This is a genomic window from Blautia sp. MCC269, from assembly GCF_018785655.1.
Classification (GTDB): Bacteria; Bacillota; Clostridia; order Lachnospirales; family Lachnospiraceae; genus Blautia_A.
On record NZ_WQQE01000105.1, the window covers coordinates 113,057 to 134,913 of the forward strand.

General features: G+C 45.9%; 20 protein-coding genes and 1 riboswitch. Of the genes, 3 read left to right on the plus strand and 17 right to left on the minus strand.

Annotated features, from left to right (window positions below):
- Positions 1-310 precede the first annotated feature (310 nt).
- Positions 311-748 (plus strand): MerR family transcriptional regulator, encoded by a 438-nt coding sequence (locus GPK88_RS18390; protein WP_215708126.1) that lies wholly within the window; start codon positions 311-313, stop codon positions 746-748.
- Between the two features lie 14 nt (positions 749-762).
- Here the strand turns inward: GPK88_RS18390 and GPK88_RS18395 are convergent, their stop codons facing one another.
- From GPK88_RS18395 to GPK88_RS18445, 12 genes are all read right to left on the minus strand, one after another.
- Positions 763-2,076, minus strand: coding sequence for an MATE family efflux transporter (locus GPK88_RS18395; protein WP_174095763.1), 1,314 nt, complete (start codon positions 2,074-2,076; stop codon positions 763-765).
- Positions 2,077-2,120: 44 nt separating this feature from the next.
- The gene (locus tag GPK88_RS18400; protein WP_092069831.1) at positions 2,121-2,393 is read right to left on the minus strand and encodes a hypothetical protein; all 273 of its coding nucleotides are present in this window, start codon (positions 2,391-2,393) and stop codon (positions 2,121-2,123) included.
- Positions 2,390-3,469 carry a phosphodiester glycosidase family protein gene (locus GPK88_RS18405; RefSeq protein ID WP_092069828.1) on the minus strand — a complete coding sequence of 360 codons (1,080 nt, stop codon included), beginning with the start codon at positions 3,467-3,469 and terminating at the stop codon, positions 2,390-2,392. The genes GPK88_RS18400 and GPK88_RS18405 overlap by 4 nt, the downstream gene beginning before the upstream one ends.
- Positions 3,463-4,530, minus strand: coding sequence for a bifunctional glycosyltransferase family 2/GtrA family protein (locus GPK88_RS18410; RefSeq protein WP_092069825.1), 1,068 nt, complete (start codon positions 4,528-4,530; stop codon positions 3,463-3,465). Before GPK88_RS18410 ends, GPK88_RS18405 begins: the two co-directional genes overlap by 7 nt.
- Positions 4,531-4,573: 43 nt before the next feature.
- Complete coding sequence (locus GPK88_RS18415) at positions 4,574-5,449, minus strand: DUF368 domain-containing protein (protein WP_092069823.1); 876 nt, start codon at positions 5,447-5,449, stop codon at positions 4,574-4,576.
- Between the two features lie 152 nt (positions 5,450-5,601).
- Positions 5,602-6,471 carry an EamA family transporter gene (locus tag GPK88_RS18420; protein ID WP_092069821.1) on the minus strand — a complete coding sequence of 290 codons (870 nt, stop codon included), beginning with the start codon at positions 6,469-6,471 and terminating at the stop codon, positions 5,602-5,604.
- Between the two features lie 24 nt (positions 6,472-6,495).
- On the minus strand, positions 6,496-7,206 hold the full coding sequence (locus GPK88_RS18425; RefSeq protein ID WP_092069818.1) for a response regulator: 711 nt from the start codon (positions 7,204-7,206) through the stop codon (positions 6,496-6,498).
- Positions 7,193-8,452, minus strand: a complete 1,260-nt coding sequence (locus tag GPK88_RS18430; RefSeq protein WP_092069816.1) for a HAMP domain-containing sensor histidine kinase — start codon at positions 8,450-8,452, stop codon at positions 7,193-7,195. Before GPK88_RS18430 ends, GPK88_RS18425 begins: the two co-directional genes overlap by 14 nt.
- Positions 8,453-8,746: 294 nt before the next feature.
- Positions 8,747-9,775, minus strand: a complete 1,029-nt coding sequence (locus tag GPK88_RS18435) for a zinc-dependent alcohol dehydrogenase (RefSeq protein WP_173771864.1) — start codon at positions 9,773-9,775, stop codon at positions 8,747-8,749.
- A 279-nt stretch (positions 9,776-10,054) separates the two neighbouring features.
- Complete coding sequence (locus GPK88_RS19485; RefSeq protein ID WP_330596918.1) at positions 10,055-10,657, minus strand: ROK family protein; 603 nt, start codon at positions 10,655-10,657, stop codon at positions 10,055-10,057.
- A complete protein-coding gene (locus GPK88_RS19490; protein ID WP_330596915.1) occupies positions 10,543-11,007 on the minus strand; it encodes a winged helix-turn-helix domain-containing protein in 465 nt (154 codons plus the stop codon). Before GPK88_RS19490 ends, GPK88_RS19485 begins: the two co-directional genes overlap by 115 nt.
- Before the next feature lie 79 nt (positions 11,008-11,086).
- Entirely contained in the window at positions 11,087-12,271 is a 1,185-nt protein-coding gene (locus GPK88_RS18445) for an SAM-dependent methyltransferase (protein WP_173771846.1), read from the minus strand.
- 348 nt (positions 12,272-12,619) lie between these two features.
- Here GPK88_RS18445 and GPK88_RS18450 point away from each other — a divergent pair, with 348 nt between their 5' ends.
- A complete protein-coding gene (locus GPK88_RS18450) occupies positions 12,620-13,141 on the plus strand; it encodes a hypothetical protein (RefSeq protein ID WP_148445215.1) in 522 nt (173 codons plus the stop codon).
- A 44-nt stretch (positions 13,142-13,185) separates the two neighbouring features.
- Here GPK88_RS18450 and GPK88_RS18455 read toward each other — a convergent pair whose 3' ends face one another.
- Positions 13,186-13,797, minus strand: coding sequence for an NUDIX hydrolase (locus GPK88_RS18455; protein ID WP_118608862.1), 612 nt, complete (start codon positions 13,795-13,797; stop codon positions 13,186-13,188).
- A 183-nt stretch (positions 13,798-13,980) separates the two neighbouring features.
- On the opposite strand from GPK88_RS18455, the gene GPK88_RS18460 reads away from it, so the two are divergent.
- Positions 13,981-15,369, plus strand: coding sequence for an MATE family efflux transporter (locus tag GPK88_RS18460; RefSeq protein WP_243278912.1), 1,389 nt, complete (start codon positions 13,981-13,983; stop codon positions 15,367-15,369).
- Positions 15,370-15,511: 142 nt separating this feature from the next.
- Here GPK88_RS18460 and GPK88_RS18465 read toward each other — a convergent pair whose 3' ends face one another.
- The 4 genes from GPK88_RS18465 to GPK88_RS18480 all read right to left on the minus strand — a co-directional run bounded on the left by GPK88_RS18465 (position 15,512) and on the right by GPK88_RS18480 (position 21,791).
- The gene (locus tag GPK88_RS18465; RefSeq protein ID WP_173771844.1) at positions 15,512-16,147 is read right to left on the minus strand and encodes an ECF transporter S component; all 636 of its coding nucleotides are present in this window, start codon (positions 16,145-16,147) and stop codon (positions 15,512-15,514) included.
- Between the two features lie 129 nt (positions 16,148-16,276).
- Positions 16,277-16,394: riboswitch (FMN riboswitch) on the minus strand.
- Between the two features lie 47 nt (positions 16,395-16,441).
- Entirely contained in the window at positions 16,442-19,660 is a 3,219-nt protein-coding gene (locus GPK88_RS18470) for a glycosyl hydrolase (RefSeq protein WP_252197822.1), read from the minus strand.
- A 3-nt stretch (positions 19,661-19,663) separates the two neighbouring features.
- Positions 19,664-21,166 (minus strand): response regulator, encoded by a 1,503-nt coding sequence (locus tag GPK88_RS18475; protein ID WP_215708127.1) that lies wholly within the window; start codon positions 21,164-21,166, stop codon positions 19,664-19,666.
- Positions 21,144-21,791 carry a sensor histidine kinase gene (locus tag GPK88_RS18480; protein WP_330626730.1) on the minus strand — a complete coding sequence of 216 codons (648 nt, stop codon included), beginning with the start codon at positions 21,789-21,791 and terminating at the stop codon, positions 21,144-21,146. Before GPK88_RS18480 ends, GPK88_RS18475 begins: the two co-directional genes overlap by 23 nt.
- Positions 21,792-21,857 lie beyond the last annotated feature (66 nt).

The following is a 21,857-nucleotide window of genomic DNA, read 5'->3' on the forward strand; positions in this document are numbered from 1 at the left end:
CTCCCGAGCAGCCACCCTATCCCTCCCGCCCTGAATAGCCAGCCGTGGAGTGTGCATCGGTTCTGGCTGACTCTGCAGGAGGGGAGCTGATTCTTGGCTGGCGGAAATCTGCGTTGTTTTACAAAAGTTCGCTGTTTGAGCGAAGCGAGTTCGGACTTTTGTAAAACGCTTTTAGCAGAATTCCGGCAGCCTAGAAGCCAGCCCCCGACGAAGCCCCAGCCAGAACCGATGCACACTCCACGGCGTCCTATACTTGCATCCCACCCCATTTATCATAAAATAAAAACAAAAACCCAAAGGAGGACCCCCAATGTACACCATCGGCCAAGTATCCGAAATGTTCCATCTCCCCGTCTCCACCCTGCGCTACTACGACAAAGAAGGCCTCTTCCCCAACCTCAAACGCGAATCCGGCATCCGAAAATTCAACGACCACGAACTGGAAGCCCTCCGCATGATTGAATGCCTCAAAGCCTCCGGCCTGGAAATCAAAGACATCAAACAATTCTTTGAATGGTGCAATCAGGGAAGCAGCACCTACCAGAACCGCAAAGAACTCTTCGAGACAAGAAAAAAAGCCGTAGAACAGGAAATCCTACGACTCAATAAAACCCTCGATATGCTCAAATACAAATGCTGGTACTACGACCAGGCCATGAAAGAAGGAAACGAAGACAAGATCCGCCAGATGCTCCCGGACACCCTCCCGAAAGACATCCAGCAGCTATACGACAACGGCCATAAATAACAGGCATGGCCGCCTCACCACGTCCGCCGCATATAAACAATCCCCGTAACATCCGCCATCACCCAGCCGATGGGAATCGCCACCCAGATTCCCACCTCACCAATCACAGCAGAAAGAACATAAGCCAGCAGAACACGGAGCCCCAGCGAGATCACCGTCAGCACAACCGACATCTCCGCTCGCTTGATCGCCCGGTAATAACCATACAGCAGAAACAGACAGCCAATACCAAGATAAAAAGCACCCTCGATCCGGAGATACTTCACCCCCGCAGCGATCACAGCCACCTCTTTTCCACTGACAAAAATCTTCATCAGAGGCCCTGCAAGCAGACACACCAGCACTGAGATCATCACACTGAACCCGATACTCATGGCAAAAGCCACCCGGGTACCCTTGCGGATACGCTCCTGATTCCCGGCGCCGTAATTCTGCGCCACAAAGGTAGAAAAGGCATTTCCAAAATCCTGCACCGGAAGATAGGCAAAGGTATCAATCTTCACAGCAGCCGCAAAAGCAGCCATTACTGTAGCCCCGAAGCTGTTCACCAGCCCCTGGACCATCAGAATTCCAAAATTCATCACCGACTGCTGCAGACAGGTCAGAGAAGAAAGATTCACGATCTCACCAAGAATCCCCCGGTCAAAACAAAGCTCCTCTTTTCCAGGCAGAAGATCTTTACAGGAATGCAGCACATAAATGGTGATCCCGACGCCTGACACATACTGAGCGATCACCGTAGCAAAAGCCGCACCTGCGATTCCCCAGGGAAGAACCGCCACAAACAAAAGATCCAATCCAATATTCAGGACAGCGGAAACCGCCAGAAAAACAAGAGGCACCGTGGAATTACCAAGAGCCCTTAAAAGACAGGAAAAAAAGTTATAAAGGGATGTTGCCACAAGCCCTGCAAAGATCACAAGCAGATATGTTTTCATCCCATCGTACACTTCTTCCGGCACCCGCAGGAACCAGAGGATCGGGTCCGTAAAAAGGTACACCAGCACATTTAACAGCACCGTTACACCCATGATCAGTCCAAAAGCATGGACAACAGAAAGCCGCAGCTCCCGGTCACTGCCCTTTCCCTTATAAATCGAAAAAAGAGCACCAGAACCCGTACTCAGTCCCAGAAAAACAGATGTCAAAAACGTCATCAAAGTATAGGCAGAACCAACGGCTGCCAGCGCATTTTTTCCAAGCACACGTCCTACGATCAGGGTATCCGCAATATTATAAAACTGCTGCAAAAGATTACCTGCGATCATAGGCAGCGCAAACAGGATCAGACATTTGCCGATCCTGCCTTTTGTCAGATCATAATACATTTCATTTCACTCCATCATCCTCATACGCCAAAAAGGCGTAATCCTCACATGGAATCTATGATAAATCTTTCCGAATGATTATGCAACCTTCTTTCTCTCATACGGCTCTGAGATTTTTTCCCGGAAATCCTCTTTCCGCCTTCTGTTACTGCCAGCAAGATCACCACAAAATATAACACCATCTGAAGCCCGCTCACATGTCCGGAAAAATCCATATACGGATTATACCAGTCCAGGATTTTTGCTGTTATGGAAACCAGACTGCATACAACACAGACATGCAGGAGAATTTTTCTTATTGTACTTAATATCTTCATAAAGATCCCTCCGTAATAAAAATCCCATCTTCGATCTCGTGCTCCGGTTTATACGGATCATTGACCACTTTTCCGTTCATTTCCATAAAAGAACAATGGCCGCCGTCAAGATTATAAGCCACCTTGCAGCCAAGATCCTCAAACACCTTCGCCATCTCATCCAGGAACATTCCCCTGGAGCTCTGCTGTCTCCCGTCCACAAGAAGCAGGCAGTAATGTCCCGGTTCAAAATACCCGATGGCAGTCCGCGGATGAGACCGGCGGATGTAAGTCCAGGTCCAGAATTTATCATTCGCCTTTCCATTTGCGTCCAGCAGACTTGGCCCAAAGATCCAGCTCTGATAAGCACCTCTGCCGATGAGTTTCTGCTCATCCAGCTGCCCCGGCTGATAAATATCCATGGTTCCGTCCCAGTTGAGAACACAGGTTTCCTCCCCGGACTGCTGGCTGCGGTAGATCACACCGTTTCGTATGATCGTACCATTCTCTCTGTGACGATTGTTGCTATAGGAATCTCCGTTGACCGACAGTATGGATTTCATTCTTGCAGACATATCTGTAAGCTTTTCCGTATAGCCAATTCCATAGGTATCCTGTGCAAACGCAGTCTGGAAGCAGGTGATATCGCCAATGTAAATATCCGCCAGCACATAGGAAATTTTGCTTCCGTATTTTGCATAACTGCCACCATGTGTGTTATCCACAGTTCCGGAATCATACTGGTGATGAGAAATCTGAATGGACAGGTTGGGACTTGTGTATGATGTATCTGTAGAAACCACTGTATCGGTAAATTTGTCCGCAAATTTCTCATGCCAGTCCTGGGTACTCAGAACTTTTCGGGTTTGTTTAAGTTCTGTACCGTTCATCCCGTTTCCTGTATCTGAACTGCTTCCAGTCCCACCGGAATTCTGCAAACCGGAACTTCCGGAATCATTTCCGGCCGTGTCCTCCTCCGCCATATTCACCGCCCTGACCCCCTTCTGGGGAATCTTAAAATTAATGACCCACACCCCCAGAAGGATCAGCGCAGCCACTGCCACATCCAGCAGGATCCATAATATTCGTTTTACCATGTTCTACTCCGGCCTCCTGACATCAGACGGTTCCCGGGATCACGGGCAAAGATCAGAAAATTCTGTACCAGCCAGCTTATCAGAAACAGGGTACACTCTGTCAGGATCTTTGCCGGATACACAGGCATATGAATGATCTGCGTCAGCGCCTCCAGAATGATATTGTTCATGACCAGGATAAAAGCAGCCAGTTCAAAATACTGCATCGCCGTCTGGATCTTTTTTTCCTTATGAAAAACGAAATAACAGTTCATACAGTAGTTATAAAAAGCACTGACCAATCTTGCCAGGATATTGGCTCCCAGCACAAACATGGCTGTGTGTGGCAGACAAAACATAAAAAACGCAAACAACAGATAATCCAGAACAAAGCTGGAAAATGAAGACAGTGTAAACTTCAGCAGATCTTTGTAGATCCGTATGGAATCCCACACCGCCCGGAAATGAGAGGTAGAATTTTCTCTGTCCTGATAAATGGTGTTGATCGGAACCTCATCAATATCGATTCCTTCCTTTGCCAGAAACAGCAGCACATTCATCTCATATTCATACCTCTCGCCCTCCACAGTCAGGAGCTTTTTTACCAGATCTGAGGTAAACACCCGCATTCCTGTCTGTGTGTCCGAGATGCTGACTCCGCTTAAAAGCTTAAACACTTTTCTCGTGATGGTATTCCCAAGTCTCGATTTCAGCGGCATGTCTTTTCCCACATTCCGCACACCCAGGATCATAAGCCTCTCACTGTTTTCCCCATGGACAAATAATTTCAGCAGATCCTCCGGAAGATGCTGCCCGTCACAGTCCATCACACCGATCAGTGTGCTTCCCCAGATCTCACGGTTTACATAATCAAGCGCAGTCTTAATGGCAGCACCTTTTCCTCTGTTTTCCTCATGGCGGAGAAGAATGCAGACATCGTTGATTCTGTTAAAAATATCCAGATAATCTTCCCCGCTTCCATCATCCACAACAACAATCCGGAATCCATATGTCCACAGCTGATCTACGATCCCGACCAGCCTTTCATCCGGTTTATACGCCGGTATGATCACAACTGACATGTTTTCACCTCATCTCCTGTAAAAAATCTCTGCCTGTTTTCTCTTATCTTCTTTCTTTCATCAACTGCATTCCCAGCACAAGTGCCAGTCCCACAAGTGCTGCCAGAATCTGGAAATTACCAAATCCCATCACCGGCTGTGGAACTTTCAGTGTGGCAGGTCCCTGCATGATCGCATAAAACGATCCGATCATCATTCCAAGAATGGCATATACCGACTGGGTACGGAATTTTTCCAGACAAAACTGAATTCCTTTTACTACCGTAACCGCTCCTGTCAGAACACCAAGTCCAAAGAAGATCAGAAGTGGCAGATAGGAAAAATCCATTCCCAGAAGCCCGCGTACTGCTGTGATCACCGGAATATATGCACCAAAGATCAGAAGCAGTGTGGAACCGGAAATTCCCGGAAGAAACATGGCGGAAATGGCGATCATGCCGATAAAAAACAGCCGGATCCCGGTTCCGATGTGAAACTGTCCAAGGTCCATGGAAGCCACACCGGTTTTTCCATTAAGCCATGCAATTCCTGCTACCACCAGGATTCCCGCAATGCAGAACCCGATTCCCTTCAGGATGTTCCGGGAACCGCCAAAGCTTTCTTTTTCCTCCCGGATGATCAGCGGAATGGAACCTGCGATAAATCCCATAAACAGGGAACTGACGGTATAAATATAACTTTCAAACAGCGATGACAGAAGAAGAACTGCCAGCACCATGCCCGTCATCCAGCCAATTCCAAGCTTCACCAGATAAGAAAAAGAAGTTTTCTTTTTTTCCATATTTCCAAATACAAAATCATTGATAGAACCGATAAACCGGTCATAAAATCCAAGGATAAACGCTACCGTTCCTCCTGAAACTCCAGGCACGCTGTCCGCAAGTGCCATGCAGAATCCGTTCATTCCTTCCCTTAACATATAAAAAACCTCCTGTCTGTTTTCTGTGATCATCATAAACAACGATCTTAAACAGACAGAAGGTATCTTTCTAAATAATATCTAAACTCTTGTTATCCCGGACATACCGTTCCACGCCCGGAGGTCAGGCGGATAAAAGCATTCCGCATTCCTTACAGAACCGCCATCATAATGGTTCCCGCAAGAATACACAGTAATCCAAATGCCGCTTTCTTCGTAAGTTTCTCCTTAAATACCACCCAGGAAAATGCAATGGTAACCAGAATGCTCAGCTTGTCGATAGGCACCACCACACTTGCCGGGCCGTCCTGCAGGGCACGGTAATAGCACAGCCAGGATGCTCCTGTGGCAAGTCCTGACAGAGCAATAAATCTCAGTTCTTTTTTCTCAATCCTATGAAGTTCTTTCTGTTTTCCCTTGAGAAAAACCATCAGCCAGGCCATCACGATCACAACTGTAGTACGGATGGCAGTTCCCAGGTTGGAATCGATCCCTGCAATTCCGATCTTTCCAAGAATGGCAGTAAGACTGGCAAATACTGCGGAAAGCACGGCATAGATCAGCCATTCCTTACCGTTTTTTTCCTCTGCGTCTCCGGTTCCTTCTTTTCTTGTGATCATCAGCATGGTACCTGCACCGATCAGCACTACGGAAACGATCTTGACCGGCGTCAGACCTTCATGCAGAAAGATCAGCGCAAGAAGGATCGTCAGGATCGTACTGGACTTGTCAATGGGAACAACCTTGTTGACATCCCCTTTCTGCAAGGCATGAAAATAACATAGCCAGGATGCTCCTGTGGCAAGTCCTGACAGAACCAGGAACAACAATGTTTTTCCATCCACATTTCTGATCCCGGACCAGGTTCCTGTGACCAGAACCATCAGCCAGGAAAACAGAAGCACCACCACCGTACGGATAGCTGTCGCCACATCTGAATCCGTCTTTCTGATCCCGCATTTTGCAAGGATCGCCGTGATTCCCGCAAAAAACGAAGAACCAACTGCAAAAAGTACCCACATTTTCCCCCATCTCCCTCGTATGTTTTATTTATTGAGGCGGTACCCCGCCCCCCATACCGTTTCCAGGATCTTGGGATTTTTGGGATCATCCTCGATTTTTTCCCGGATACGGTTGATGTGCACCATAACCGTGGCGCTGTCGCCCACGTAATCATATCCCCATATTTTTTCGAACAGTTTTTCCCTGGAAAAAACAATGTTGGGATTCATTGCCAGAAATTTCAGAAGCTCAAATTCTCGGTTTGGAAAACGTATCTCAGTATCTCCCTTAAAAACTTTCCAGCTGTTGACCAGGATCCGAAGATCCTGCACCTGGATCTCCTCGGAAGCATCCGGCCCTTTGTCGGAAAATTTCTCCACCATCCGCTGATACTGGCGCAGGTTTGCGTTCACTCTCGCCACCAGTTCCGCCGGATCAAAAGGCTTGGAAATATAATCATCCGCTCCCAGTCCAAGGCCACGCACCTTATCCACGGATTCTGTACGGGCAGTTACCATAAGAATGGGAATATCCACTTTATCACGGATCTCCCGGCAGACCTGGTAGCCACTTTTTCCGGGAAGCATCAGATCCAGAAGCACAAGGTCAAACTGCTCCTCCTCTGCGATCTGCGCCGCGTCCATTCCATCTGAGAGTATCTTCGTCTCAAAACCGGAAGCCTGAAGATAGGCTTCTTCGATCATACTGATATCCGGATCATCTTCTATGATAAGGATTTTTTTATTGTCCGCCATTTTTTTCTCCCTTCTGCACATCCACCAGAGTTTCTGCTGCCGGAAGCTCCATGCGTACCACGAAACCGTCCGCATTTTCACCGCGGACATTTCCTCCCATTGCTTCCACGAGATATTTCACAATATACAGTCCAAGACCATTTCCTTCTTTTTTGTTTCTGGACTCATCGCCTCTGTAAAACTCATCAAATACATAGGGCAGTTTTTCCTCCGGAACACCAACACCATTGTCACGGAAAGAAATCTCCACGCCGCCTCCCGTTCTTTTCAGGGAAAGTTCTGTTTTCAGCACATCACGTTCTGCATACTTACGGCTGTTTTCCAGAAGATTATCAAAAATACGCTGCAGCTGTTCCGGATCTGCATTAATATCCAGATGAATATTTCCCGTTTCTGCCTGCATCTGCTCTTTTTCCTTATCCAGAAGTTCCTGCTTTCCTTTTACATAATTCCGGATAAAATCCCCAATCTCTATTTTCTGAACAGAAAGAGGCATATTTCCGGTTTCAATCTTGGAAACATAGAACAGCTGGTTCAGAAGGCCGTCCATATCTCCGGTCCGGCGGTAAGCAGCCTGCAAAAATTTCTCCTGCATTTCCGGAGTTGCCGCAATGCCGTCCATAAGTCCTTTGATCGTTCCCCGGATGGCAGTCAGCGGCGTACGCAGGTCATGGGAGATTCCGGCGATCATATCCGTTCTGGCTTTCTCATATTTCCGGTTCTTCTCCTGCTCGCGCAAAATGTGCTCCTGCATATGATTAAATGTGATACACACATCCTCAAATTCCGCATCTCCCACATACCGGATCTCTGTAGTCAGATCGTTGTGCCGGATGCGGTCTGCCCCCTGTGCCAGAAGATCCAGAGGCTCCATGATATGTTTCTCCAGATTCCTTGTAAAAATCTGACTCATCAGCAAAAGTACAAGGATACAGATAATTCCATCTGCCCCAAATAAAAGAATAAACTCATTTCTGTGGATTGTCCAGCTTTCCAGAAAATCATCCAGATCTCCGAGAAGTTCCTGGCCATCCTCATGTTGATATTTTACATTATCAGAATCCGAAAAATTCGATGTGCCGCTTCCCCCAATAAGGTCTTCTATAGATGTCTTCAGTTCTTTTTCCACGGATTCCGCGTAAATTTTCACAACCACCAGATTAATGGCCAGAAAGATCAGAAGTGTCACCAGCACCATCAGTGCATTTGAAAGAAAAATCCTTCTTTTTACTGTTCCCTTTTCCATGTTTTCACCCTCCTGCAGATATATTTAAGCAAAGCGCTTTTGTTCATCTTTCTTATACAGCGTTTTTCTAAACAACAACAGCGGAAAAAACTAAACAGTTTCTAAACTTATTTTTTATCTGCACTCGACGTTCTTTATGCTTTTTTCCATCATAACACAAACTCTTTTTTCTGTCGTCCTGTGGAGCAAAATGTTTTTGATTTTGAAACTCTGCTCATTACATAACAAAAAACTCCCGACGTAGTCAATAACTGACAACATCCGGGAGTTCTTATTATTTTTGATTACAAACCGTTATTTCTCCTGCACATTGATGATAACCTTCATGGTTGTCTCACGGTTCTCATCAATATACTGATAAGCCTTCAGATAATCTTTGAACTTGAATGTTTTTGAGATCAGTGGTCTTAAATGAACTTTTCCGGCATTTACAAGATCAATGGCATCTACATAATCCTCATGGCGGTACATCATGGTGCTCTTGATATCCAGCTCATGGTCGTTGGCAACAGCAAGGTCAACAGTCGCCATGTCCGCAAATACTGCTACCAGTACGATAACGCTGCCCTTTCTCGCATACTGGATCGCCTGTCCCATAGTGATGTTGTTTCCGGCACAGTCATAGATCACATCTGCCTTGTCCGGGCCAAACGCTTCCACCAGAGCTTCTCCGAAATTTTTCTCTTTCGTGTTTACGCAGATATCAATGCCGCACTCTTTCGCTTTTGCAAGACGGAGATCGCTGACATCGGTGATCATAACTTTGGCTGCGCCCATTCCCTTGGCTGTCTGTGCAACAAGGTTTCCGATAGGACCTGCGCCGATCACTGTGATGTTCATCCCTTTTACATCGCACATCTGCTTCACTGCATGGACTGCAACTGCCAGCGGCTCGATCATTGCACCTTCCTCGTAAGACATCTCCTCCGGGATCGGTGTTACCTTAGATGCATCTACTGCGAAGAATTCCGAAGCTGTTCCTGTCGTCTGGAAGCCCATAACCTTCAGTTCCTCACAGAGATTATACTTTCCATGGCGGCATGGATAACAGTGTCCGCAGTATACCTGCGGCTCGATGGTAACTTTCTGACCAACCTTAAAACCTGTCACATTCTTTCCAAGTCCCGTGATCTCACCGGATACTTCGTGTCCCTGTGTTACCGGATATTTGGTAAACGGATGCTTGCCGTGATATACATGGATGTCCGATCCACAGATACCAATGTTCATGATCTTAACCAGAACCTGGTCATCTTTTACCTCCGGAACCGGTACCTCTCTGAAAATAATCTCTCCTGGATTTGTCATTACCTGCTGAATCATTGTTTTTTCCTCCTTGCTGATCTTCATTTATCTTTCATTGTAACTTTTATTAATCATTTTATCAAAGTAATTATATTGTGATTCTTTTGAAAGAATTTGTCAATAGTATTTCCTGCTATTCTACGTATTGAACAAGTCTGACCTTCTGTTTTTATGCATATTTCACTATTTACAGCCAGAAGTATCATTCTGTTGATATCATAATAAAAAAAGCCCGCAGATCCTGTGTGTTCACATATCACACCACCCCTGCAGGCTTTTTCCATAACATTTCTTTATTTATATATTTTTTATGAATTCACTGAAAAAATGCTTCGCTGCCCCCACTGCAGATGCTTCCTTCCGGTAGGTACAATTCTTAAGATATCGGATATCCCGGTCAAATCCGTTATATTCCATCACTTTTTCCCCAAGAGCCAGCATATGATCCGCAAGATATCCACCAACTTCTCCACCAAGAATGATGTCCATATCGTAAGCCATTCGCAGATTGGAAATCAGTATGGCTAGATTGTCCAGATAATCCGCCCATTTCTTCTGTGCTTTTGTGTTTCCCTCTGAAAGTGCTTCCATAAACAGTTCCAGGGATTCATACTTCCCATCTGTCAGCGCGCTTGCCGCACAGTAGGCATCTGCACAGCCCTTTTTGCCACAGTAACATTTCCGTCCGCCAGGTACCAGAATCATATGTCCAAACTCACCGGCTTTCTGATTCTGTCCGGAGAACAGTTTTCCATCAATGCAGAAAGCACCACCCAGCGTATTGTTCAGAGAAAGATAAATGGCGTTTTTATACTGATGGATATCCCGATTCCCAGAAGCTTTTCCGGCTCTTCCATGTCTTCCAGAAATTTTTTTACCAGTATGGATAGCTCCCCACAGTAAGATGTTTCCGGCGAAAACTTCATTCTTACCCTGTCTGTCTTTTCGATCTCAGATCTCATATTCACCAGTGTCATTCCCACATGATTGGCAGTGATCACAATTCCCATTGCATAACGGTAAGACGGATTGATACCAATACTCTTGGCCTTTCTGCCTCCGGTGGATGCATATTCCCCTGTTTCCACAAGCACCCCACTTTCCATCAGTTCATTTACATTGGAAAGCACGGTAGGCATACTTATGTTCAGATTCTTGGAAATTTCCACCTTGGATGTATTCTCATTATTCATCACATAACTGATGATCCTTGATCTTGTATTGCTTTTTTTCTCTGCTTTTCCTGCCATACGGAACCTCTTGTTGACTTTTATAAATAGTTTTATAAAAGTATGATATTCCTTTCCGGCGGGTTTGTAAAGACTTTTATCAATACCACCGTGTCATCGGCAGATCATTGTTCACGCCCTTGGTCATAAGGATCTGATGAAGATCGATAATTCCGTTATGGAACGTTGCCGCACACGCGGACAGGTAGAGATCCCACATACGTAGGAATTTTTCATCAAACATGGTCTTCTCTTTTTCGATGTTATCCCGGAAATTCTTTTCCCAGTGGAGCAGTGTCTTATTGTAATGCAGGCGGAGATTCTCGATATCCAGGGTATGGAAATTATCCTCTGCCATATGATTCAGAATTTCACGTAAACTCGGAACGGTTCCGCCCGGGAAAATATATTTCTTGACCCACGGATCACCCGGATGCTCTTTCAGGGCACTGATAAAGTGAAGCAGGAACAGTCCACCTGGTTTCAGGACTTTCTCCACGCAGTCAAGAAACAGCTGATAATTGTCACGGCCAACATGCTCCAGCATACCGACGCTGACAACACGGTCAAACTGATACTCTTTCTTCGGAAGATCACGGTAATCCATAAGCTCTACGGTAAGATAATCTTCCAGTCCCTGCTCTTTGATCCGTCTCTGAAATTCCGCATACTGCTCATGGCTTAACGTGATACCGGTACCGTGGATCTTATATTTCTTGGCCGCTTCGATCAGCAGAAATCCCCAGCCGCAGCCAATATCCAGAAGGCTCATGCCTTCTTTGAGATGTAATTTCTTAAGAATATAATCAACTTTATTTACCTGTGCCTGATACAGAGTATCATCTTCATGGATGAAGTATCCACAGGAATAACTCATCGTCTCGTCCAGCCATAGTTTATAAAAATCATTTCCAATATCATAATGGCTGGTTACTTCCTTTTCCTGGTTTTTCCTGGATGTTGAACTGAACATGATCTTCTTCAGCGCAGACTCATTGGTCGAAAATTTCCCCATCTGTCCCAGAAAATGATCCAGTGCCTCATAAAGATTCCCCTCGATATCCAGATCCCCGCGCATATACGCCTCGCCTAATGCAAGGGACGTACTTTTCATCAGATCCGCAAGCGGGATTACTTTCTTAAAATTCACTGTAAATGTAGGTTCTCCCTCTCCGATATGATACTCGGAATTCTTGAACTTTACCAGAAATGGATAATCTGTAAAGCGTTCAAGGAACTGCACCATTGCTTTCTCTTCCGTCTTTTCCTGTAATGTCTCAAACATAATAGTCTACCTCCTTTAACACAGCATTATGATACACCCGGAGGAAGCCTTTATGTCAAGGGGGATATACGACAAAATTTCATCAATAAAATGGGGATATTTAGTAAAACTCTTCCTTATAATTATTTATAGTTATCCAAATTAACTCGATATTTACAGTCCACATTTAACTCAGCCACCAAAAGCACTGATATTTTCAAAACACGCTCGTTAATTATATATCATTTTTCAATAATTATCTTTGTATTTTACGCATTTTTTATTGCTTTATATACAATTCAGACTTATAATAAAAGATACAAAAAAAGAGCGAAAACCATATAAAAATCCAACACTGGAGGGAACCTTATGAACGAAGAACTTTTTAATGAAGCATCAAAATCCAACATCCTGTCAAAACAGCTGGTCGATCAGCTTCAGGAAAGCATGACCTACAGCAGTATCTCCTTCATCAACTGGACCATCGAAGTCCTCAAGCTCCTGAAAGCCCGCATCGAACGCGGCGACAAGATCAAAGATGAGACCACCGGCGTGATCTACGATCTCTACACCTTCCGCCAATTTGTAGAAACCAACTTCTCCACCTACATCACCGGCCAGGTCTTCAACACCTCCATCCGGTCCCAGAAAGTCTACTTCACCCTGGAATCCTGCCCAGGCGGCTACAACCTCCTCATGGCAGACTCCGGCAACGAAAAAACTTACCGCTGGATCTCCAGCTTAAGCAAACGCTTCTCCCTGGTAGAAATGATCGCCACCGGAATCGTCTATGTCAAAGACAACCGTACCGACACCTACCAGCCATTTATCTCCGAAAACGGCAAATACTGCAAATACAACAAAGACCTGGGTAAACTCACAGAAATCTGATCAAAACGGGGAATCCGCAACCGCAGATTCCCCTTGATTTTTTCTCAGATTTCTTTCAAAAAGTCAAATGGTTCTTCATCTTTCAAAAAGTGCATCAGCATATAAGCACACATGATCGCAACCCTCTCCTCCTTCAGTATCCTCCTGACCTCATCCCGGTCCGCGATCACAACCTCGATCTCCTCACTATCCTCCTGAGCAGCCTTACTAACCTCACCACTGGCATACCCATAAACCGTAGCACAGGATTCATCCGTCATCCCGATCGTCGTAAAATAAGGCTTCTCAAAAGCCTCCGCAACCTTGATCGGCTCCAGCTTCAACCCGGTCTCCTCAAACATCTCCCGCACAGCACCCTCATGGAAATCCTCCCCAGGCTCCACAAGCCCCGCCGGAAACTCATAAATATACCCGCCGATCGTATACCGATACTGACGGATCAGCACAACCTTATCCCTCTTCTCTCCATAAACACTGTAAATGATCACCCCATCCGGATGATTCTCCCCCGTAGAAAGCTTCATATCCTCCACACTCTTCGCCCTGGAGGCCACAAAATAAGAAACCGGCGTATCATGTACACTGGTTGCATCCACCCCATAAAGATTCACGAACTTATTATCTGTAAGTTTTTTCACACTGTTGATCTTACCCATCTGAAAAGCTCCTTCCCGAAAATTTTTTCTAAAAACATTTTATCCTATCCAAAACCAAAGGTCAATTTTTTATACTTACACTCACTTCACAATAGTGCTATAATAAATACCCTGCTATAAAATTTAAAATTTATTTATCACATTACCAAACAGCTACTGCAGACAAGAAAGAAGGAAAAAACATTGAAAAACCAGACCACCTCTGCCCAGGCCGAAAACCCTCTGGGAACCGCCCCTGTAGGCAGCCTGATCGCCAAGTTCGCCATCCCCGCCATCATCAGCATGCTGGTCAGCGCACTCTACAACATCGTTGACCAGATCTTCATCGGTCAGGGCGTAGGAATGCTGGGAAATGCAGCCACAAACATCGCATTTCCTGTAACCATCATCTCCACCGCAGCCGCACTGCTCCTCGGAATCGGCAGCGCCTCCAATTACAACCTGGAAATGGGCGCAGGAAACGAAAAAAAAGCCAGCTCCATTGCAGGAACCGGACTCTCTTCCCTGGTGATCTCAGGCGGAATCTTAGCGGTCATTGTCCTCCTGTTCCTGAAACCACTGCTCCATTTTTTCGGCGGAACCGCAGACGTTATGCCCTATGCCATTGATTACATGGGAATTACCGCCGTCGGCCTGCCCTTTTATGTTTTAAGCACCGGCGGCAATCATCTGGTCCGCGCAGACCGGAGTCCCACATATTCCATGACCTGTATCCTGGCCGGCGCAATCATCAACACCATCCTAGACCCACTTTTTATCTTCGGGTTCGGCTGGGGCATCAAAGGCGCGGCCTGGGCAACGGTGATCGGTCAGGTTGTGTCCGGACTCTTAATTATTTTTTACTTTGCCAGACTTCGGAACATGTATCTGGACCGCTCCATGCTGATCCCGAAGGCCCACAACCTGTCCGCTATTTTTTCTCTGGGAATGGCATCCTGTATCAACCAGATTGCCATCGCCGCAGTGCAGATCGTCATGAACAACACCCTTCGCCATTACGGCGCACTCTCCGCTTACGGAAGTGATATCCCTATCGCCTGTGCAGGAATCATTTCCAAAGTCAACCAGGTATTTATGGCCATCTGCATCGGAATCTCCCAGGGTTCCCAGCCCATCTGGGGATTTAACTACGGTGCCGAAAAATACAGCCGTGTACGTCAGACATACCGTTATTCCGTAACCTTATGTACTGTGATTGCAACCGTATTTTTTATCTGTTTCCAGTTCTTCCCTCACCAGATCGTAAGCATCTTCGGAAACGGAAGCGACCTGTACTTTCAGTTTGCGGAAAAATATCTCCGAATCTTCATGCTGATGACTTTTGCCAACGGAATCCAGCCTATGTCTGCCGGATTTTTTACCTCCATGGGAAAAGCAAGACTCGGTGTGATCATGTCCCTCACAAGGCAGGTATTCTTCCTGTTGCCACTGATCGTCATCTTCCCCTTCCTCTTTGGAATCGATGGTGTCATGTATGCAGGACCGATTGCAGATACCTCCGCATTCGTACTGGCTGTTGTTTTTGCCAGACGTGAACTTGGAATTATGAAAGCTGCAGAACAGACCGTCTGATGTTCTGCAGCCCAATAAATACAGACATATAAAGCAGACACCACAACCTGCATACATCTGTAATATATAAAAAATGCCATGTAACCTTACTGCTTATTATATTCACAGTAAAATTACATGGCATTTTTATTTTCTCTTACGATCAGTCACCCTTCAGTACAACACGGATCTTCTTATAAATTACAAATACGATCAAAGATGTCAGTGCATATTTAAAGATATTAAACGGTACGATGATCAGCAGTGCAAAGGTAAGCAGCCCGTTTACGGAGCTGTGTACTGCACTTCCCATCTGGATAAAAGTCTCGATCGGCATTCCAAAAGCCTTACCGTAAGCCGGAAGCAGCACAAAGGCATTGACAAAGCATGCAAGGATCGCTGTCAGAACTGTTCCCGCTGCCATACCTGCAACTGCATGTACTCTGCTCTTTTTATGACGGAAACGATAGATCAGGCCGGCCGGTACCACATAGGCACATCCAAACAGGAAGTTGGCAACATCGCCAACACCGGCAGTCATGGTTCCCTTAGTCACGAGATGTACGAGAATCTTCACAAGCTCGATCAGGATACCTGCTACAGGTCCCATAGCGAAGGTTCCTACCATAACCGGTACCTCGGAAAAATCAAGCTGATAAAAAGACGGTGCAAGAAACGGGATCGGAAACTCAAGATTCATCAATACTCCTGCCACAGCACCAAGCATAGCTACCTGCGCGATAGTTCTTGTTCTGCTTCTTTCCACGGCATTTCCTCTCTGTAATATCTGTTCACTCATAACTCTCTCTCCTTCTTCAGAAATATTCAAAGAAAATTTCTACAAGAAATCTTTATGCGAAAAAATTCCTTCACATAAAAAGCCCCGGGAGCTTCTTCCCGGGGCGCTGAGCACGTTCTTCAAATACTGCGCGTTCTTCTCTCATCCAGACTTTACTGTCGGTTCCGGAATTTCACCAGATCAGCCGCCAAAGCGGGTCGCGGACTATACCGCCGGTAGGGAATCACACCCTGCCCCGAAGAAATTTTCTTTTTATTGATTTATTATAACGCGCTCTTTTTATAATTACAAGCCTTAATTTTTCTCTGCAAGAACCGGCGCTTTCAGAAGGCCTGACGGTTTTATCTGATACTCATAGGACCAGAGGTCGCCGGTTGTCCTCCATGCATTTGGTCCATACCAGTCTTCTTTCTGATCACAGTTGTGTAAGGTTCCAAATGTATTCACCCGGTTTCCAAATACAGTCAGCTCCAGGAGATGCTCTCCTGCCGGCAGTTCACCAAGAGATAACTCATAAGGAGAAAATGCAATATACCCCGCTTCTTTTCCATCCACAGAAGCCTTCATAACCGGTGCGCGGAACAGATTTGCCCGTACATTTACTTCTCCGCCTTTGCTGATAAATGGAATTTTATATGTCACATTTCCACCATAGAACGGATAACCCTGAACGGTAAGGTCACTGAAGGCTGCCTTGTGGCTCACTGCATCCAGCACCTGGTCTCTTCCCACAGCTTTCACGGAAAACTCTCCCAGCAGGAACATTGCTTCGATATTCACTTTGGAATTATAAGGAATCTCAACAACCAGTTCATGCTCTCCGGATTCCATCTTTGGAAGCGGCACTTTGCGGATACAGTGGTCTGTATACCATCCCTCTGCACGGTTTTCCACTGCTTTCTCATCCAGGAAGATTCTGGTTTTCTCGTCATTTTCCATAGCAAGGAAGATTCCTTCCAACAGAACCTCTGTATGGATATGGAATCGCAGGGACAAAGTATGTTCAAAGCCTTCCACTCTGTCATTGGTCCACGGCTGTGCAAAAGCCTCCATGCGGAGCGGATATCCCAGCTTCTCACGGAACTGATTGTCAATACGGAGAATCTCTTCCTCCGGCTGCCACTCCCCACCGTCAAACGCATATTCAGCCAGATCCAGGATACTTACATTCGGCTCACTGCGGACAATCTCCACCTGATCGGAAATATCCAGCTGGCAGCTGCATTTCTTCTCCTCACTGGCAGAACCACTCTTATTATTCTCAGCATTATCTGTTTCAGAAAGCAATTCTTCCGATACCATGGATGCTGTGCCAGCCGGCTCCAGCCAGAGAAGAAGACTGTCATGATCAAACATGCTTCGTTCCAGAACAGTGTCCCCTTTATGGTACTCTGCTTTTACCGGATAAATTTCACCTGTCATAGCATCATATACCGTCATCTTCCAGGATCCGCGGATACGGATGCGGAGTTTTTCTTCTCTTGGAAGATCCTGATTTTTCTTACGCTCCTGCAGTTCATTGATCACGATACAGGCATCGGAGATCTTCTCTGTGCGGTTTACATGACACAGGAACAGCCAGCGGTTTTCTCCCTCTTCTCTCATCTGGTAGATCAGGTTTGTGGCGGGTTTACCGTCATCCTCAAATACCTCGATATCTCTTGCCTCTTTCACAGCTTCCAGCAGACGGTACTTACTGAATGCCACAGTCTCACACTTCTCTGCCAGCTTCGCACCTCTGTCTGACGGATAGGCATCTGCATATTTCGGAAGCTGTCCTGCAAAGATCACCCGGCCGCCTCTTTCCTTAAATTTCTCAAGGATCTCCAAAGTAGAGCTTCGAAGTGTCAGGCAGTTCGGTACCAGAACTGTATCATATTTCATTACTCCCACCTTCAGAAGTTTTTCCTCTTCCTGTCCCTGATTCAGATCCGGAAGCAGAGATTCTGAAATAAAATCAAAATCAACAGTGCCATAAAGCAGCCATTCGATCATATGGATAAAGTTTTCATCCATCTCCTCACGGATCGGTGCTGTCTGTTCCTTCGGTCCCCAGAAAAGCCAGTAAGACTCTACCGGATGGATCACTGCCAGCTTCACATGTGGCACACCTCTTGTGAGGGCTGTATTGACTCTTGCAAAATAATTTTCCACAAGGGGATATTCTTTATACCACGGCGACTGGTAGCTGATAGAAGCCGGGTAATCACGTTTTGCCTCACCTGCCATGGAAGTCCAGGTCAGATGTGGTACACGGACTGTTACTCCCAGAGCTGCCTGCCAGTCCCCCTGAAGCTTATGGCCCCGGAAATCAAAATCCCAGTTTGTAACACCATAAAGCTCGCTTGTCATTCCTTCTCTTCCAAACTGGTGCACCGCGCTCTCCGCCTGTTTTGCGGTGGAAAGTTCTCTTCTGTCACAGAGCATGTCAATTCCCGGAATTTCAAAGGAACGGTAGGAGCGCATAGCTTCCCCAAGGGCCGCTGTCTGTGTTTCCAGAGTCGGCTCTTCCATCATATGTCCGGTCAGGGCAATGCCATGTTCCTTACACCAGTTTCCCACCGTATCCGCAAAAGCATCTGCAAAACGCTCCGCAATGTGATCATGATATTCATAACGGATTCTGGAAACCGCTTCTCCCGGAAGCTCCCAGAACAGCTCCGGAAGATGCTTAAGAAGGCTGTGTCCATATGCAGTCTGGAAAGTTTCTTCCAGATCATCGGTATATGGAATGGTCACATCCACCCGCTCATCTGCAAAATCCAGGCACTGTTTATGGGAAAACTGTGGCTCGTCTGTAAAAATAGCAGGAATGGTTTTCCCGAACTCCTCTCCCAGATTTTCATAATACTTCTCATGAGTTACCTGGATAAAACGTTTTACCGCCTCTTTATCCAAAGTGTTCAGATATGCCTCATTGTTAAACCAGGGATTGTCCCCGGATACTTCAAGATAGGCAAACCATTCCTGAAATCCCTCTTTCAGCGGTGCATCCTCATCGATCTTTTCATACTCTGCAAGGTAACCATCCTCCAGCCGTACCTGATATCTTCCAAGGAATGTGCGCTCATTGCTTCGGATCGCCTGTCCGGAAGAGCGAAGCTCACTGTTTCCGATCTCCTTTCCGTCCTGGCACTCCGGAGTAAAAAGCAGAAAACGGATTCTGTATTTGTGATCTCTTGTTACCAGCCCGCCGCCTGCTCCGGATGGCCAGCGGTCTTCATCATACAGCCAGGTCAGCATATCTTTTTCCCGGCTTTTTTTCCAGGAATATTTCACCAGATTCAGAAACTCTTCTCCCATGTAAGGATTGTCCATTCCTGTACGGCAGTGGATATGTCCGCCGCCCATGCCCATTGCTTTCAGGGCATCCAGCGTATTGTCGATCTCGGCTTCTGTCATCTTACAGTTCCATGCCCAGAACGGAGCTGCCCGGTACTCGCTTCCCGGATTTTCAAATTTTTCTTTTGTCAGTTTTTCCCCATTGTGATACAACATACCTTCATCCTCCATTTTTTATATGATCTCAAGATTTTCTTTCTCCACATATTCCGATGGCCTTACACCGGTGTAGGAATAAAAGATCCTGCTGAAATAAAACTGGTCTTTGTATCCCACTTTTTCTGCCACATCTTTCACATACATCTTCTCTTCTCTGAGAAGAAGTTTTTTCGCCTTCTCCATGCGAAGCGACGTCAGATAAGTATTAAAGGACGCATCTTCATATTTTCGGAAAAGCCTGCTCAAATATGTTTGCGAAACTCCTACGGCCTTGCTTACGCTGTGCAGAGACAACTGCTCCGCCATATGTTTACGGATGTACTCTTTCACACTTTCAAAATATTCTTCCGTATCTGTTTTCTGTGTGGATGCCGGATCTTCTTTTACATCCTTGAAAAAGATATCGGAAATTCCGGTGCAAAGCTGCTCCACATTTTCTGCGGTGGAAAAAATATCATCCATAAGAAATTCCGATTCCCGGTAATCCCGGTTTCCTGCATCGTAACGCTGAATCAGATAACCAATCTGCCGCACACGCCCTTCAATCCACAGCTGAGGCCGTTCCTCCTGCACCCATCTGTGAATCAGCAATTCCGTATCCTTCTGAAGCCGGTCGTACTTCTGTTTACCCGCCAGATATTCCAGTTCTTCCAGATATTCATAATCCTTTCCCGGTCTTCCGCCTGGATTCGCCGACGGAGTTTCCTCCAGGATCAATATCTGATTTTTCCCCAGTATAATAGAAGAATCCAGCTTCCGGTAAAGCTCTCGTACCATTTCTCCAATCTGTGCTGCAGGAACGGATTTCTGCCGGATAACAGACGTCACATATGCAGCTTCCGGCTGTTCTTTCCCAATACGCCTCCGTATCATCTGCTCATAATCTTCATCACTGACCAGCTCACCCGGACAAAGATACAGCGTCTCCTGGGTGTCACGTCCATACGCAATCATCATCTCATTGATGTCTGAAAAGACTTCTTTTTTCCCCCGTTCCCCATAACGGCTGGGAAGCCCGTTCAGTCTTACAATAGCCCCGTAATAACATTCTGACTGAAAATATCTCCGTAGTGTTTTTTCATCTATGGGAATCTCATTTACCATTTTGTGCATCAGTGTGTTTCGTTCTTTATAATATTTCTGCCTCAGCTTTTCCTCTATTCTGGTAATCAGTTTGGAAAATTCCGAGGGCACGATCGGTTTCAGGATATAATCGCACACCCCAAATGCGATAGCCTGTTTTGCATATTCGAATTCCTGATATCCACTGACAATGACACTGATCACTTCCGGATAACGCTTTTTTGTTTCTTCCACAAGCTTCAGGCCATTCATCACCGGCATCTGAATATCTGTAATCAGAACATCCGGTTCTCCTTTTTCTTCCATCAGCTCCAGCGCTTCTTCTCCGTCATAGGCGGTTCCCATAATCTCAAAATCACTGTATTTTCTTTTTATGATGTTGACGATAAGACTAGCTGCCATAGGCTCGTCATCAACGACCATCACCTGATACATCGGTTCCTTCCTCCTTTTCCGATACTCCTATGATGACACTTAATCCTTCTTCCATGTTGCGTATCCGGAATACCGCTTTTCCATTGTACAGAAGAAACATTCTTGCATAGGTGTTTGCCAGCCCCATTCCGCCGATTTCCATCTCTATACTGCTTCCCCTGGACATAATCTTTTCCCGGATTTTTCTCATTTTTTCGTTTAATTCTTCACGTACTTCTTCTGTTGCCCCCTGTCCGTTATCCCGGACTTCAAAGTACCAGCCGGTTTCATCACGCCAGCCCTTTACCTGAATTTTCATAATGTTTTTGCTGTTCTGATATCCATGCTGCACACTGTTTTCTACCAGCTGCTGCAGCACAATCTTCGGAAGTATTTCCTGTTTTATGGAGTCTTCACACTGAACTTCCACTTCCAGACGATGTTCGTATCTGGATTTCAGAAGGAAAATATACCTCTCCAGATATTCAATCTCTTTTTCCACTGTGGCGTACCGTTCCTTCGTACTTGTGGAATACCGTAACATTGCTGCCAGACATCCGCAGATTTCACAGATTTCCTCATCTCCGTCCATCACACCTCTGCTGGAGATCACATTCAGCACATTATAGAGAAAATGCGAGAGTATGAAACTTTTTCTGTAAAATAATGTTTAGAAGGTTCTTCTATGATAAAATAAATATCATTAGGAGGG

What these genes read in the sequence shown, in the direction of transcription:
- GPK88_RS18390 (WP_215708126.1), top strand. Translation starts at nt 311, where the DNA reads ATGTACACCATCGGCCAAGTATCCGAAATGTTCCATCTCCCCGTCTCC.
- GPK88_RS18395 (WP_174095763.1), bottom strand. Translation starts at nt 2,076, where the DNA reads ATGTATTATGATCTGACAAAAGGCAGGATCGGCAAATGTCTGATCCTG.
- GPK88_RS18400 (WP_092069831.1), bottom strand. Translation starts at nt 2,393, where the DNA reads ATGAAGATATTAAGTACAATAAGAAAAATTCTCCTGCATGTCTGTGTT.
- GPK88_RS18405 (WP_092069828.1), bottom strand. Translation starts at nt 3,469, where the DNA reads ATGGTAAAACGAATATTATGGATCCTGCTGGATGTGGCAGTGGCTGCG.
- GPK88_RS18410 (WP_092069825.1), bottom strand. Translation starts at nt 4,530, where the DNA reads ATGTCAGTTGTGATCATACCGGCGTATAAACCGGATGAAAGGCTGGTC.
- GPK88_RS18415 (WP_092069823.1), bottom strand. Translation starts at nt 5,449, where the DNA reads ATGTTAAGGGAAGGAATGAACGGATTCTGCATGGCACTTGCGGACAGC.
- GPK88_RS18420 (WP_092069821.1), bottom strand. Translation starts at nt 6,471, where the DNA reads ATGTGGGTACTTTTTGCAGTTGGTTCTTCGTTTTTTGCGGGAATCACG.
- GPK88_RS18425 (WP_092069818.1), bottom strand. Translation starts at nt 7,206, where the DNA reads ATGGCGGACAATAAAAAAATCCTTATCATAGAAGATGATCCGGATATC.
- GPK88_RS18430 (WP_092069816.1), bottom strand. Translation starts at nt 8,452, where the DNA reads ATGGAAAAGGGAACAGTAAAAAGAAGGATTTTTCTTTCAAATGCACTG.
- GPK88_RS18435 (WP_173771864.1), bottom strand. Translation starts at nt 9,775, where the DNA reads ATGATTCAGCAGGTAATGACAAATCCAGGAGAGATTATTTTCAGAGAG.
- GPK88_RS19490 (WP_330596915.1), bottom strand. Translation starts at nt 11,007, where the DNA reads ATGGCAGGAAAAGCAGAGAAAAAAAGCAATACAAGATCAAGGATCATC.
- GPK88_RS18445 (WP_173771846.1), bottom strand. Translation starts at nt 12,271, where the DNA reads ATGTTTGAGACATTACAGGAAAAGACGGAAGAGAAAGCAATGGTGCAG.
- GPK88_RS18450 (WP_148445215.1), top strand. Translation starts at nt 12,620, where the DNA reads ATGAACGAAGAACTTTTTAATGAAGCATCAAAATCCAACATCCTGTCA.
- GPK88_RS18455 (WP_118608862.1), bottom strand. Translation starts at nt 13,797, where the DNA reads ATGGGTAAGATCAACAGTGTGAAAAAACTTACAGATAATAAGTTCGTG.
- GPK88_RS18465 (WP_173771844.1), bottom strand. Translation starts at nt 16,147, where the DNA reads ATGAGTGAACAGATATTACAGAGAGGAAATGCCGTGGAAAGAAGCAGA.
- GPK88_RS18470 (WP_252197822.1), bottom strand. Translation starts at nt 19,660, where the DNA reads ATGGAGGATGAAGGTATGTTGTATCACAATGGGGAAAAACTGACAAAA.
- GPK88_RS18475 (WP_215708127.1), bottom strand. Translation starts at nt 21,166, where the DNA reads ATGTATCAGGTGATGGTCGTTGATGACGAGCCTATGGCAGCTAGTCTT.